Here is a 15,381-nt window from a genome sequence, read left to right as displayed (position 1 = left end):
TCCCTGATACAATTTTGTGACTTTTGAGAATAGTTTTTTGTCTCTACAAATATTGGAAAAATAGACATCGGTTCCCCTCTTCTTATGGACCTAAGTGACAGGTCTCGTTCTTTTATCTCATATCAATCTATTCTTAAATCGAGAACCTGTTCCCTTATCATTTGTTGAAGCCTTAATTTAATCCAAACTTTTTCGTAAGAAAAAAGGTTATGATTGCGACAATTATTCCAATAGCAATACCAATAAATAATGTCCAAATTCTATCGGACCTTTTCTGTCGTCTTTCTTCTAGATAAAGATTCGCTTTTGCGGTACAGAAAAAAGTCTGCTTATTGAAATCGCCGTCATTTACAAGCTTCTGTCCGTTATATTCAAATTCTCCTTTTCCAAACGATGCCGTATATAATGTAATAGCTAACTCTTTGTTCTTTGCATTGAAAATATCTTTTCCATCGTGGCTCATCACGGAATCAATATAACCACCTGTTATTAAACTAGCGAAAGGATAAATATCACGATGATCATTGTACTTTTTAGGTAAAATTTTAAAAATTTGACAGAGAGTCAATTCTTTTTTATTTATTAACTCCTTTAATAGTTTATGAGAAACATTTTCCATAGATAAGCCTCTTGTCAACCTCTTCCCTACTCTAAAACCACAAAAAACAACCCAAACTATGCCAAGATTGCTTTATATTATATAAATACAGCCATATTCGTCACTCCCCACCCCATTGTGGTTAGTGCGTTCATTATACTAACTTTGTAGGCTTTAGGCAATGGCCTGAAGGTACTTTTTGCTATCCTAGTTCTACCTGCTACAAAGATAAGGATATTATATATGGTAGCTCTTATATGTAAGGAAGTCAAAGGGAATGTTGGGTAGGTTTGTTACACACTTATTGGAATTGGGGATGTGTTTCTAATTTTATAATACTAGCTCAAAGTTGTAAAGACAAGCTCATTTTAGGACTAGAAAGATAAATTATTGCTAAACTCAACGGGTGGTAATATAATAGGATCGACTATGGATAAATCCTCTATGCTCAATATTGTAAAAAAACTACCTTTTGATGTTAAAGAAACTGTCTTTAAGTATGATAAGACAGAAGTGCAACTCTTTCGTCCTTCCATTCTCTCTAAGAGATTTAAAAATTATGACGTTAAAAAGAACTTCCAAATATGGCTTAAAGAGGGTACTAGGGAATTTCGCCCGAATCATCTCAGAGTTATGATCGATTTAAACCTCAGGGTAAGGAGTCGAGTAGATTTAAAAGAAAAGTTATTGTTGGCTTTTGATAATATTTTTTACGGCAAAGACCCTGTAAAAGAGGTAAAAGACCTAAGCAAGGAAAAATTCGAACATTACCTGAACCCTCTCCCGATAATAGGCGTGCTTAATCAGCTATTTATCGTGGAGCAGGAATATTGTTATAACAAAGAAAGTAATTTCGACCCACCAACTTTATTTTATCAAGGCTGGGTAAGGGAATTTATCGATAATCCTAAGGAAATAGATAATCTCTGCATGAGTGTTTGTAATGGTCAACCTTCTCTAGCGAAATATGTAGGGAAAGAAAACAAGAAAAGAAAATCTTATATTGAAGATCTAAAACCTCTCTGGTATCTACAAAAATAACCCGCCTTATTTTATATCTTTAAACCTCTTTATACTCAACTCCAGATACTCTTTCTCCGAATCTATGCCAATATATTTCCTGCCTAATTTATAAGCCTCCAAGCCCGTGGTGCTTGAGCCTGTAAAAGGGTCTACAACAATATTGCCTTTAATAGTGGCTGCCTGGATAATTCTTTCTAGAAGCTGTATTGGTTTCTGTGTAGGGTGTTTTCCGTATATTTTTTCGCTTGCACCAGGTGCTTTAATGTGCCAAAGGCTAAGCATCTGCTTATTGTTATTGAGCTTCCTCATTAAAGGATAATTGAAATAATGCTTACTCTTCGTGCTCTTGGCAGCCCAGAGAATAGTTTCCGTAGAGTGCGTAAAGTATCTACAGCTTAAATTTGGCGGAGGATTTACCTTGAACCATGCAATATCATTTAAAATTTTATAATGCAGGGTTTGCATTGCAAAGCCTATCGAGTGGATTATATGAGATGTGCCTGAAACCCATATTGTACCATTAGCTTTAAGGATGCGTTGACATTCTTTGAGCCATCTGAGGTTAAAAAGATGATTGTCTTCTATGCCATTAGAGGCATCCCATTTACCCTTATTAACTGAAACCATCTTCCCTGCTTGACAGGTGATGCCTCCATTTGAAAGGAAATACGGTGGATCAGCAAATATCATGTCAATAGACTCTTCTGGGATTAAAGATAATAGCTTTAAAGAATCTTCTTTAAATAATACAAAAGATTTGGTTTTATCTTCGAAGTAAGGATTGGAATTGATTTTGGCAAGTAGTGGATCTAATCCAACATAGCTAGATTTTGGGGTCTGTTGAGGTTTGCGCTTAGTTAAAGTAGGCATTTCTGGTAATACTCCTAACGAGTTTAAATTAAATAAGTCATTGTTTAAAGTCATTTTACGCCTCCTTTGGTTAATAGTCAATAATTTACTCTCTATATATCAGACACATCTTGAGGCGATTTTCTTTCAAATATTTTTGGATTTATTGTGATGGGTAGATAGGTGGTTATAAATATGATTAGTATTAGGGTGATTCTGAAGAGTCTTGCTAAAAACATAAAAACCTCCTTTACGGTTATGTAAAGAAGGTTTTAATTGTTTATAGTCGCAGTGAACCCCTTCGAACGTACGACTAGGGTTCTTAAAATACAAAAACCCTCATAGACTTTGAGCCTACGAAGGTTTTACTTTTTTTAATGTCCGGGTTCCCCCTTCAAACACGGGACCAATATTTGATTGTATTTATAGTTTACACGCTAGGAGTAGATTTGTCAAGGCGTAACCTTCTCGCCAATCGCTCTTCAAACTACTTTTTTAACAACCTCTGCCCTCATCTACTCTTTCCACCTTACTAAAGCCATTGTTCCATCGAATCCCTAAAGCTTTCAACCGCCACACACTGTAGGGCAGGTTAAAACCTGCCTTACAGTGTGTGGCCATAAACAAAAAAATAAAATCAGAACCCCAGCAAAAAGTAAAACAAACACCCCACACAACCCCAGAAGAAACACAAACTAAGGTCAAAAAACACAGAGTAGGGCCTAAGAACAAAAATCCCTCTAATAATATATATTATACTACTATTCTACCTCTATTGACTCAAGCTCCTTGAGCCCCTTCCTGAACTGCTTGGGGGTGGTAGAGAAGCGTTTTTGTAGGGATTCTTTTGAAAAATCTTCTCTGGAGAGGCCCTCATCTTTCAATAAAACATCTATTAGTAAAACGGTTTTTGCTGTGGGGGATGTTTTGGCTAGGAAATCCGGGGCAAAGATGCTGGATTTAATGGTAAATGTATCTCCTGGGAGCTCGGTGAGTTTGATATAGGCGTCTTTTCCGTGTGTGAATGTTGCTGTAATCAGCTCATACTTATTGCTTAGTTTCTTTAGGGTTTTTATGACCTGTCTGCGCTTGGCTGTGTCTGACCAGTCCTTAGGCATCTGTAGCTCTGCGGCAAAATCCTCTAGATCGAGAAAAAACTCATTTTTGCACCAGCAGACCTTAAAAAAATACCCCCTATTTTTGCACAGGGAGAGGGAAGGTGCTGGAGCTAGAGATAGAAAAATTCCTATCTGGCAAACAAATTAGTACGAACACATCATACGTAACGAAATCTAAACAAAATCTGCAAATATATCCAGAATAATCTTAAAAAGGGAAAATGGCTGGGGAAATTAAATGGTTTTATACGCGACTAATTGCTTCTCTCAAAGAACTCATATCTTTCGGTATTCTATTACCTCTAATTACTTTAAAATCTCCGTATAATTCAAAGATTGTTTTACCACCTTCTGGTTTGTCATCTAAAAGAGTCTCGTACTGTGCCAAGCTATATCCTCTTAAAGACAAAATATGTGCATCAATCCCTATTTTTAAACCAAATCTTTCCATAATTCTTTTTAACTCTTCTATATCTGTCTCAGGTCTTGCAGTTACTATTGCTATTGTATGAGGGTCTATTTCTTTTAAAAGGGCGCATTGCTCTTTAAATCCATCTGGGTTAGCAAGCACTGTATCACCATCAAATAATGCTGTGTTAACAAGAGATGGTGTAGAAATAGTGGCTTCTTTTTCTAACAGGTGCAAAACCATATCAATATGCTGTGAAAAATCTAAATCGTCAGTTTCGTCACGTAAAATGCTTAACAATGTTGTAACTTTTCTAAATATCATCTCCTCGATCTTTCCATGATCTGCTATTAATCTTCCTGTTGATGTGAGTTGGCCATCCTTGAACAACGCAGACAAAGCTGCTTTTTGTACTTCACGGATGCTTGTAATTTCTAATCCTACCATTATACCGTCGATATTAAAATAACCTTCTCCATATTCATTAAGCCAGGTCCATAGGGCAGCGCTCTGATTCATAACTGCACGTAGATGGCAATTTTTAATGATTCCAGGATGGCGCGGATCTAGAGAAGTCCAATGTGACCTCTTGATTAATTCACCTGCAACAACTGCTCCTTCTGGCACAATAAAAATTTCTATGTCATTACCTGCAGAGTTAGTAAATACAACGCCTACCCTGCTTAAACCAACCTTAATACTATGACTACATTTCAACCTATTTGCATCGTCTTCGTCAAACAGAAGATATGTAGGCCGCTTCCTCGACCTTACAGCACTAGGGTCATCTGCGGTCAACCCAGCTCTTAATGCCCGTCCTACTTTTTTATCTATGAAATCGTCTCTGCGTAATAATCTAAAAAGGGCCTCATCTAAGAAGTGTCCTTCTCCATCAGTTATACGAGCTTTGTGTGCAAGCCATACACGACTCTCTGGACTAGTGCTATCTGTAACTACTGGTATACGACGAGGATCATCTCCTTTGATTTCCTCTGGTATACCACCTAACCAGTAACTGTTAGATAATGGGTCGTAAGGGATATCACAAATATCTCCATTTGCAAGGCGCCACAACCTAATCGACCAACCATCAGCAAGAACGAAGGGTATAACGTAAGCTGGCTCTGATAGATAAAATTTTCCGAAAACCCAATCCATTCTATTCAAGGCAAAGGCCCCTGTATCATATAAGTTAAGTCTCATTGTGTTGGGCCATAAAACATCTAAAACTTGTAAAGCACGACGTTGCGCCTCTACTAAAGAACCTCCTCTCTCCAAAACCTCTCTTAAATGCTCCTGGACACCCATCAATAATTCATTCTCAAACTGTGGATGTTGTCCTATAAGCCTACCAACTGCGTCAGCAATATAGGAAGGCGGGGGTAAATTATTATAGTGTCCTTTGCTAAACTGATTTGGCGTCTCGCTATAAAGGAGCCAGAACACTGCATCATCTTTATATGCCAATGCATTAAGGTAATTTGTACGAAGTTGAGGCCATTTATGTGCTCTATGGTAAATCAATTTCCCGCTCTCATCAAATCGCTCTATTACAATTCGATCTTCTTCACCACGAATATCAATCTTTCTATTGCCAACAGCTACTGTTACTCCATCAATCCTGCCTCCTATTACCCTTTGTTCCAATATATTTAAACCAGAGGGATTTATTGATTGTTGGGCACCAATACATACTTTGTTCTCATCGTATATAATATCTTTCCCAGTACGTCTTTCAACAAACACGTTATAGAATTGAGGCCTTAATAATTCTCCATCGCTAGAACGCTCAGTAGCTGTATCATAAATACTTAATGCTAAGTGTTCGCGGTCTGGTAGTTCAATAGGAGTCTCTGAAGTAATAAATGTTTTTCTGTCCTGTGAATATTTCATGCGATACTGAGCAATCAGATGCGTTACTCCAGCGTCCGCTAAAGTCTCTACATTGATATATCGATCAAGCCGTACAAGCCACAACTTGCCATCTTCTGCTTCAAAAATTACTGTCCCAGATCCAACAATAATCTGATATCCGGATAACCAAATATGTCCTGATCTATTTGGTACCCTTATTCTATATCCTGGTGCTATTAAGTTTAAAATCCTATGTGCTGTTAAAGCGATTTGTAAACTATCTTTGGCATCCAATGCTTCCCTGAATTCAGAACGTGCTGTCTCAATACCGTCACGGTCCTCACCCAGCCACTTACTTGCAACAAGTAAGGCTTCTAAATCCAATGACCCTACCAACCTATAATAAGAGTGTTCTTCAAACCTCTCGCTGACTAATCTCTGAAGCGATGGACTATCTACCAGTAATTCCTCAGCAGATACTACGCCTGGTTTATCACGAGGATACCATTCTTCCCCAATATAAAAACCTGTTGGTTTACCTTTGATTACTAACTCTCCTCCATTAGATGCAAGTGTAACACTTATAATATCGTTACAAACACGTACCATCTCTATCACTTCAAAAGGCAGTTCATTGCGTCGCAATACCCAACCATTACCAAATGCAATATTGTCAGGAGCAAGCAATAAACTCTCTTCTACATCAGAAAAAAATGCTGTCAATACAGGATAGTCTTCTGAGCGCGCCATCTCAACCAAAGGAATCACCATAGTACCTGGAGTTGGAGATAATATACCATCAGTTTCATGCCTGTATCCTTCTTCTGTTAAAGTAAATAAATATGTCGCCTGTGTGTCTGTACGATAAAGCACAATATGACGACCTGTCCAATCTTTAAATATACGCATACGATCCTTATTATAATCTCCTAATATAAGCTTAAAACCACCTACAACACTCACTCCAGTACTAGGATATGAATATTCAACCCACCATTGAGTGATAGGAGTGCCTGCAAGCCAATGGACTGGATTCAAATCGCTAGCTGAACCTAATGAACTTAAAGCTGGTGATGTCCACTCTTCAGGTTCTGAATTGCCTAACCATCGTGTCTTTGATATAGAAAATACCCCTGCTTCTGTTGACCAGCGATTGACAAACAATATATCACAGTTAGCCCTCCTCTTACCGTGAACTACGACTGTATCAAAGGCATTAGGAGCAACAGCTATATTGACATTTGTCATGTGCTTAGGTGAGTTAAACCTTACAGTTCGGCTCCTCATAGATATCGGCATAATTGCTCGCCTTCTGTCAATTTCTATAGGTCTCACAGTCAAACTGTAAGGACCATTATCTCTACCTTTAGCTGTTGCTTCTAAATCACTAATTAACTGCTGACTTGCCATTTCATCGATTTGTCCATTTACAACTAAAAGTGAACCAACTCCTCCTGTATCAATATCTAAAACAATAATCAATTCTCTATTATGCTGTCTGCCTTTTACAATTTCAAGGTTTCTATCTCCGATGTTTAAATACTTATCTCCGCCAATTGGAATGCTTCCTTTTCTTGCTATAGGTTCCTCCCACCTAATCTGTTCATCCAAAAGTTGATGTGCTAATACAGGATAATGTTCCTCTATGTGTGTAGCCAGGCACATATTAGAAGCTAATAGTAATTCTGGGTGACGTTCTATGGTTCTAGTAGCATCTATAGCAAAAGGTAAATCTCTTTCTCCACTAGCAGCTGATGTTACAGAATTAGCGCGTCTAATAGTCTCCTCAGTCGAATGAATTGCTGCCATATCTATAGCTGACTTATTCACCCAACCTTTTCCTGACAATAACCTTACTCGATTAAGAAGTGCATCTGCTTCCATTCGTAGCCGTACACCATCTTCTTTTAGACCTCGAAAAACTACAGGCAGACATCGCAACACTGTCATCTGCACACCTTCCTCCTTCACCATTCTCATGCCTTCACCATTCCAGAAGCTAAGTAAAACCTGACACTTGGAACGCACTATATGGATATCCTGGAGGGATATTCCATATTTACGGGCTATTTTTCTATAAATTACTTCTACTGGTAAGCGTGAAAAATCTTCTTCAAACCCTAACATATGAATAAATATCCTCATCTCATGTTCTGTTAGCCAGTCTTCAAACGGAGGCCTTGCTTCTCGAGCTAAAACTAAAGCTTCTGGATCTACTGCTCTTTCGTCTGCAACTATGTTTAACAGAGTCCTTCCATCATCATCAAAAGGTTCATCGAGAGAAAACTCTCTGCCAAAGGTTAATCGTGTCAAGGCGTATCTCCACTCTTCTACCCCTAAAGTTAACTCATCAAGTACGTCAAGAATCTCCTTATAAGTAGCATTAGGTCCAACGTTGTGCGATACTTCTTTCAAAATATCAAGCACCCAAGACCTTTTTCTGCCGAGGTAAGGAAAACGCTGCGGTTTAATAAATTTACCGTCGCGGAATAAGACATAACTTACTATAGGCAATCGTCTGCCTGTCTCTCCTACCCAAAACCGTACACCTCTTACGCCTTCTTCTGCATCAAATTCTACTGACTCCATTTCTACGCGGCTCCCAGCAAGTGTCTTGCTCACAGTAACTGTTACCCGCTCATCTCCTATTGTGTATAAATAAACTCTACCTCCAGCGCCCACTCTAACAAGTTGCCGCGCTGGTAATGTACCTCCATGAGCTAAAAACCGTGTTAATTCCAAGCGCCATTTTCTTCTTGGTCGAGGTGCGGAACTATCTTCAGGAAAGCCAAGAATGCGTTGTGTCTCCATGACTTCATCAGAATCAAGAAATCTACCTGAATCCCATAAGGTATAACTAACGATAAGATTATCTCTTTCTCCACTAGCAGAAAGAGCCCAATATTCTACACCGCGTTTCTCTGAACCATCTTCGCTCCAAGATCTCATTACGCGTAAGACACGACTTTCATGCGCAGAAACCCAGAGCCTAACCCCAGCGGTTTCTGTAAGATACAAATGATCACTACAATGGCTATCTAACTCAATCACCTGCTCAGTCTGTGCATTTCCAGTTAATAGAAAATATATAAGATGATAAGAATTGAGCTGACTTGTAAGTGGGATTCCTTCTAAATCAGCCCTGCCATAAAGACGCATACTATCTTTAATCTCTCCTGCATCTAATGCCCTCTCATCCTCATAAAAGCAAAATTCTTTAAATAAAAATAAGGGGTTATTGTCTTCGTCTACTACCCAGTAACGTATCGCGCGGCGCACTTGACCGGTGGTTTCACCTCCTAATTCAACCAGTTCTTCATATACGTCCATATTCGCAAGTGCTACATGAAAATATAAGTCTAATTTCCTGCCGTTAAGTTTAGGAAAAGCTCTACAGCCTTTACTATCTAGTGCCACAACCTCATCTTTAGGCCTTGACTTTCCTGTCATTATCCAATATATCAACTGATGGTTTCTCATGGCTACAGGACCAGAAAATCCTTTCACAGCGAAAGGTATCTCTCCGGGCATATCATATCGTCTTCGACTCTCTAGTACCTCCTTAGGAGTCAAAAATCTTTCATCACGGTATAGAACATAACTTACAAATGGGTACATTGTCCCAGTCCCTTCTTCAATTACCCAGTATCTTACTCCACGGCTGCCATCTTTAAAGGTCACGGCTTCTCGTTTCGTAGTAGGCTCGGATTTATGAATTGTACACTTAACATTTTTCTTTTCTAAACGATATAAATAATCAGCTCCGTTATAAAATTTATCTACAGGAACCATGGCTGGCGGATTCTCTCCTGTCAACAAAAAATAGATGAAATGACACCTCTCAAGTGTAGATACACTAGGTATTCTTTCTGAATCAGCCCTGCCATAAAGACGCATACTATCTTCAATCTCTCCTGCATCTAATGCCCTCTCATCCTTATAAAAGCAAAATTCTTTAAATAAAAATAAGGGGTTATTGTCTTCGTCTACTACCCAGTAATGTATCGCGCGGCGCACTTGAGTGTTTTCATCTCTTAATTCAACTAGTTCTTCATATACGTTCATATTCGCAAGTGCTACATGTAAATATAAGTTTAGTTTCCTGCCTTTAAGTTTAGGAAAAGCTCTACAGCTTTTACTATCTAGTGCCACAACCTCATCTTTAGGCCTTGATTTTCCTGTCATTATCCAATATATCAACTGATAGTTTCTCATGGCTACAGGACCAGAAAATCCTTTCACAGCGAAAGGTATCTCTTTGGGCATATCGAATCGTCTTCGACTCTCTCGTACCTCTTTAGGAGTCAAAAATCTCCCATCACGATATAAAACATAACTTACAAATGGGAACATTATTCCAGTCCCTTCTTCAATTACCCAGTATCTTACTCCACGGCTGCCATCTTCAAAGGTCACAGCTTCTCGTTTCGTAGTAGGCTCGGATTTATGAATATGGCATGTAATCTGTTCTCCATCAAGAACATACAAATTATTATATCCACGATTGTAACCATCCAACGATGCCATCGGCGGAGGATTGTCTCCTGTCTCAAGGAAATTAACTAACTGTGCAATTTCTGGACGATTAAACGTGGGCATCTTCTTAACTTCTAACAGAGTCGATAGATCAACTCGTTTCAAGGCAGCTGTTGCTGCAACCTGATTCAACCTTGCTCTAAAAAGCTTTTCATACGTCCTACTGTGTTCATCTGAAGGGGTTCGTTCTTCAGCCAAGAGTCTCGTTAGAAGCTCCTTGTCTTCAACTTCCTCGCTTTGCTCTAATGCCTCAAGGACAATTGTATGAATAGGGCTTAGATTTTGAAGATTATCTCTAAATAAATATGAACCTTGTGCAACTGCATGGTGCGGATTTCCTTCAATTTTTTCATTCCACTCATGATAGACAAATTCAGCAAATGCATAACGTCTCCAGATTTCATCGGTTATATAAGCAGTGCGTCCTCTGGCTAACCAAAACTTTCTCGTGACATATATAGTCAGTGAGCCATCATCTTCTTTCACACTTAATACTGGAACCTGATTCGCAATAGCATCCTCATTTGATGAACCTAGAAGGGGAATCCCGAGATGTTTATCATCTTCAACAATAGCTAAGCGAATCCGATTGGGATTAATATCATTTGGGATAACACCGAGTTTAGAAGATTCAAAGCTCTCTTGTAATTGCCTATTGAGTCCAGCATCTTCACCAATAATCACTGCGTGTTCCTTAGCCTTACCAAGTTGGGCACTCTCTACTAATTGTTGCAGTTGCTCTGCCGAAGGCGCATCTTCACGTAGACTTGGAGTCTTCATTGCTGCCACTAGGCGTTTCATGGTATCGCGTTGTCCCACAGGAACTCTCAAGGCGTCTTTTGAGTAAGGGTAGGAATATAGCGTGGTATTACATAATAATACTATACTTAGTATTACTGATAGAATCTTCAAGTTATAAGCTTTTTTAAACATCATCATAACGCGGGTAAAAAAATAGCCTTTCCTTACGCCTATAAGGCTATATTGGTTGGATTATATGTTTAGTATAATTATACCATATATATGGCCCATTGGGAAGGTTTTTTTAGGAAAGTTTCCTCCTCGCCAAACCTTCTCCAAAGCACTCTTTTAATAACCTCTGCCCTTGTCTATTCTCTTCACCTAATCTAAGCCATTGCTACATCGAATCCCTAAATCTTTTATCCGCCTCACACTGTAGGGCAGGTTTTAACCTGCCCTACAGTGTGAGGCCTGAAACAAAAAACAAGACAAAAACCACACAATAAAGTAAAAACCCACACTAACTGAAGCTTAAAAACAAAAAGAAATAATGGATTCCCGTTTTCACGGGAATGACACAAGGAAGATGTGGGAATGACAAACTACTATTCTACCTCTATTGACTCAAGCTCCTTCATCCCCTTCCTGAACTGCTTGGGGGTGGTGGAGAAGCGTTTTTGTAGGGCTTCTTTTGAAAAATCTTCTCTGGAGAGGCCCTCATCTTTTAATAAAACATCTATTAGTAAAACGGTTTTTGCTGTGGGGGTTGTTTTGGCTAGGAAATCCGGGGCTAAGATGCTGGATTTAAGGGTAAATGTATCTCCTGGGAGCTCTGTGAGTTTGATATAGGCGTCTTTTCCGTGTGTGAATGTTGCTGTAATCAGCTCATACTTAGTGCTTAGTTTCTTTAGGGTTTTTATGACCTGTCTGCGCTTGGCTGTGTCTGACCAGTCCTTAGGCATCTGTAGCTCTGCGGCAAAATCCTCTAGATCGAGAAAAAACTCATTTTTGCCTATTCGTGCTGATTCTCTTATAAGTAGAAGATATGCACTTATACTGCGGTTATCTCCCCATTTCCGCATGGTAGGGAAATATTTCTTTTCCTCCAGTAAGACATAAGGGATCTCGATTGTATCAGGTAGTTCTGTCTTTATTTTTGGCCGGTCAATTCTCTCAGTATCCCCTCTTTCCCCTTCCATGCCAGCAAGTAGGAAGTTTCTTATACGGATTGTTTTTTCCTGGGCAAGATCCGGGGAATCAATGATAGTGGCTGATTCGTAGTTTGCTTTTAAAGCTGATACGCTCCAATTGGCGCTCCCTTCTACAACAAACATCCCATCAACAATAATGAGTTTATCGTGAAGGCGGTAGTGAGGCGAAGCCAGGTATATCCTGGCGCCTTTTTGTTCGAGGCCTTTGAAATCCATGGTTAGTTTAGAATGGTCGTCTGTCTCAAAACGGGTGTTTAGGTATATCTCCACCTTGACTCCACGCTCTAATGCCTCAGCCAGGTCATTTAGGAGCAGGTTTATGGGCTCGGTCAAGGGGCTTATGACATACATTGAGATGAGGATGGATTCTTTGGCATTGTCCAATAGTTCGATGACTGCGGGTTCGTAGCTGCGGTCTGAGATATCTGCTACTTTGGCGTCGTGGTATTGGAGGGCAGCATAGCTTGAGAGCGGGGTAATGAGGAAGATTAGGAGTGATAGTTTAAGGAATAGGTGTTTCATGGCTATTAATTATGAAATTAATCCTCTCCAACCTCTATTGTTATAGTCGAAATCCCATCAGGGAATCTTTTCCTCTCCCCATTATTTACTGTATACTCCCATGCATCGTAATCAAAACTTATAGTGTGGCATCTTATTGTTTCAGTATTAGTGAGTTTTACTACCCAACCGCCTTTGGACATGATGGTCTCCTATTCTTGTGTCATTTTTTTTCTCACTTTTTGTCCCGATTTTATATTTTATTATAAGAATCTTCTTTCCACCCGTAGATCTGGGTCTTGGCATCCCAGCATTGTGCCTGTTCAAGCGATACAATCACTTCTTTCAGGCCGTCCCCATCCCTGTCTTTCACAGCAAAGCTTCCCACTTCCTGGAAGTAAGAAACATCCTTTTTATACAAAATATCGCCATTCTCATCGAAGATACAGATAATATACCACTGGTCATCTGACCACCAGCCCTCGCCGTCCCATTGGCGAAAGATGGTAACCTTTTCTTCTTTTGCATCATTATTTAAGTCAGCTCTGATCAAAAAAGATATATCGTAAGGTTTGAGATGTTCCAAGTCGTTTGCCTGAATCTCTGTGGCAAACGCAGAAATATTGATATAGACTGGAAAGAATGTAACGAGGAATGCAAGGATTATTAATACAAACCGCATAAATTTTAAAACTACCATATAAACCTCCTTTGTTATATTGGCGAATTAACAAAGAAGGTTTTAATTATTTTATAGTCGCAGTTCCCCCTTCTTAACGTACGACTTGGGTCCTTAAAATACAAAAACCCTCGTAGACTTTGAGCCCACGAAGGTTTTACTTTTTTTAACGTCCGGGTTCCCCCTTCAAACACGGGACCAATATTCTATTGTATTTATAGTTTACACGCTGGGAGTAGATTTGTCAAGGCGTCACCTTCTCGCCTATCCCTCTCCAAGCTACTTTTTTAACAACCACTGCCCTCGCTTACTCTCTCCACCTTACTTTAACCACTGCTCCATCAAAGCCCTAAATCTTTTCCCCTATCTTGTCTTGTGGGGTGCAGGTATTGAAGTTCTTAAGTTCTTTAAGTTCTTGAAGTTCTTGTACCGTTTTGAAACTTAGCTATCAATGTGTCTTATGGTAATCTTCAAACTGTCCCTTTTTTCTACTAGTGTGTTTTTTCCTGTTTTTTCCTGTTTGCTTCGTTTTTTTCGTTTTTTGCTTTATTTACTTGTTTGTTGTGTTTATTCTTATCTTTCTTACCTTTATCGCCCATGGATATTCCTCCTTTTTTTTCCTACCCGTGCAAATAGGTTATCTTGGTTATCTTGTACCGTTTTGGCTTTCCCCTATCAAAGTGTCCCAACTCTAAACTTCAAGCTGTCCCCGCCTACTAAAATTATTGAAAGAAAATCGCCTTCTGATGTGTCTATATAAATAGTAGGAGGTAATGTTATGCCTAGACTAGCCAGGACCTTTATGGATTACCCTTGTTATCATATTATCACAAGGGGGAATCAAAGACAAACTGTTTTCATGAGCGAAAAGGACTATACCATCTACCTCGGGATCCTTAAAAAGGCTAAGCACAAATACCATATCCTCCTCTATTCCTACTGTCTCATGCCAAATCACGCTCACCTTTTAGTTGAAACACCGTTTTCCTCCAGCCTGTCTAAATTCATGCAATGGCTAAATAGAGGATACTCCGCATATTTCAACCAGACCTATAGGACCTCAGGCCACCTGTGGCAAGGAAGATTTATCTCCAAACCCATCCTCAAAGATCAATACTTAATACACTGTGCTAACTATATTGAATCAAATCCTGTAAGGGCTAGGATGGTAGAGAATATCGCGGATTATAAGTGGAATAGCTATAAGGAAAGATGTCTTTCCTTAGAACCTAACATGCTTGATGGGGTCAGGGACACTTTGAAGCGTGATTCTGGGACAGATTGGTGAGGGATTTCCAATACGGTACAAGACGCACAAGACGCACCAAGACGCACAGGGACACTTTGAAGCGTGATTCTGGGACAGATTGGTGAGGGATTTCCAATACGGTACAAGACGCAACAATACGGTACAAGACGCAACAAGACGCACAAGACGCACAAGACGCACAAAGACGCACTACTTTGGTATAATAGGACATTATCATTTTGGGATGACAAAGAATTGTTATGTAGGCTTGTTACACAGTTGGCGGAATTGGGGATGTGTCACTAGTTTTCCAAGTCTAACCAGGTTAGAATAACTTATTTCAATATGTGAAGAGGTCTTTCAACGAATAGTTTTTTCCAACCACATTATTTAAGGCGTTGCGGACCTTTAATTGCACATGCGGGGTTAGCCGCCTGCCCTTCATGGCCCGGGTGACCATTTTATGCGTAAGCTGCTCATCTGAATGGACAGCAAGATCATGTGGCTTAAGTCCGTTTGCCACCATAATCCTCGAGATCGGCTGCTCACCAAGGTTTTTCTCTATATCGGCACTCATGGTTCAATTTTTCTCCAATATTCTTTTTATTTCAGG

Annotated in this window: 10 protein-coding genes; 2 read left to right on the top strand and 8 right to left on the bottom strand. The window is 39.5% G+C overall.

All coding sequences use genetic code 11. The features are described 5' to 3' along the window. Window positions 1-172 precede the first annotated feature (172 nt). A complete protein-coding gene (locus tag KKC91_04360; GenBank protein ID MBU0477783.1) occupies window positions 173-619 on the bottom strand; it encodes a hypothetical protein in 447 nt (148 codons plus the stop codon). Window positions 620-1,027: 408 nt separating this feature from the next. On the opposite strand from KKC91_04360, the gene KKC91_04355 reads away from it, so the two are divergent. Further along, entirely contained in the window at window positions 1,028-1,639 is a 612-nt protein-coding gene (locus KKC91_04355) for a hypothetical protein (GenBank protein MBU0477782.1), read from the top strand. A gap of 6 nt (window positions 1,640-1,645) precedes the next feature. Here KKC91_04355 and KKC91_04350 read toward each other — a convergent pair whose 3' ends face one another. The 6 genes from KKC91_04350 to KKC91_04325 all read right to left on the bottom strand — a co-directional run bounded on the left by KKC91_04350 (window position 1,646) and on the right by KKC91_04325 (window position 13,540). Further along, window positions 1,646-2,491, bottom strand: a complete 846-nt coding sequence (locus KKC91_04350; protein ID MBU0477781.1) for a site-specific DNA-methyltransferase — start codon at window positions 2,489-2,491, stop codon at window positions 1,646-1,648. A 740-nt stretch (window positions 2,492-3,231) separates the two neighbouring features. Then, the gene (locus KKC91_04345) at window positions 3,232-3,588 is read right to left on the bottom strand and encodes a hypothetical protein (GenBank protein ID MBU0477780.1); all 357 of its coding nucleotides are present in this window, start codon (window positions 3,586-3,588) and stop codon (window positions 3,232-3,234) included. A 244-nt stretch (window positions 3,589-3,832) separates the two neighbouring features. After that, window positions 3,833-11,188, bottom strand: coding sequence for a hypothetical protein (locus KKC91_04340; GenBank protein ID MBU0477779.1), 7,356 nt, complete (start codon window positions 11,186-11,188; stop codon window positions 3,833-3,835). A 545-nt stretch (window positions 11,189-11,733) separates the two neighbouring features. After that, window positions 11,734-12,861, bottom strand: a complete 1,128-nt coding sequence (locus KKC91_04335) for a hypothetical protein (GenBank protein MBU0477778.1) — start codon at window positions 12,859-12,861, stop codon at window positions 11,734-11,736. A 17-nt stretch (window positions 12,862-12,878) separates the two neighbouring features. Further along, the gene (locus KKC91_04330; protein MBU0477777.1) at window positions 12,879-13,043 is read right to left on the bottom strand and encodes a hypothetical protein; all 165 of its coding nucleotides are present in this window, start codon (window positions 13,041-13,043) and stop codon (window positions 12,879-12,881) included. A 50-nt stretch (window positions 13,044-13,093) separates the two neighbouring features. Further along, the gene (locus KKC91_04325; GenBank protein ID MBU0477776.1) at window positions 13,094-13,540 is read right to left on the bottom strand and encodes a hypothetical protein; all 447 of its coding nucleotides are present in this window, start codon (window positions 13,538-13,540) and stop codon (window positions 13,094-13,096) included. A gap of 757 nt (window positions 13,541-14,297) precedes the next feature. On the opposite strand from KKC91_04325, the gene KKC91_04320 reads away from it, so the two are divergent. Beyond that, entirely contained in the window at window positions 14,298-14,807 is a 510-nt protein-coding gene (locus KKC91_04320) for a transposase (protein MBU0477775.1), read from the top strand. 301 nt (window positions 14,808-15,108) lie between these two features. Here KKC91_04320 and KKC91_04315 read toward each other — a convergent pair whose 3' ends face one another. Beyond that, window positions 15,109-15,345 (bottom strand): hypothetical protein, encoded by a 237-nt coding sequence (locus KKC91_04315; protein ID MBU0477774.1) that lies wholly within the window; start codon window positions 15,343-15,345, stop codon window positions 15,109-15,111. Window positions 15,346-15,381: the final 36 nt, after the last annotated feature.

The sequence above is a fragment of the bacterium genome, assembly GCA_018812485.1.
Lineage (GTDB): Bacteria > JAHJDO01 > JAHJDO01 > JAHJDO01 > JAHJDO01 > JAHJDO01.
Note: the sequence above shows the minus strand (reverse complement) of the source record. Positions and strands in the feature narration are given on the sequence as shown.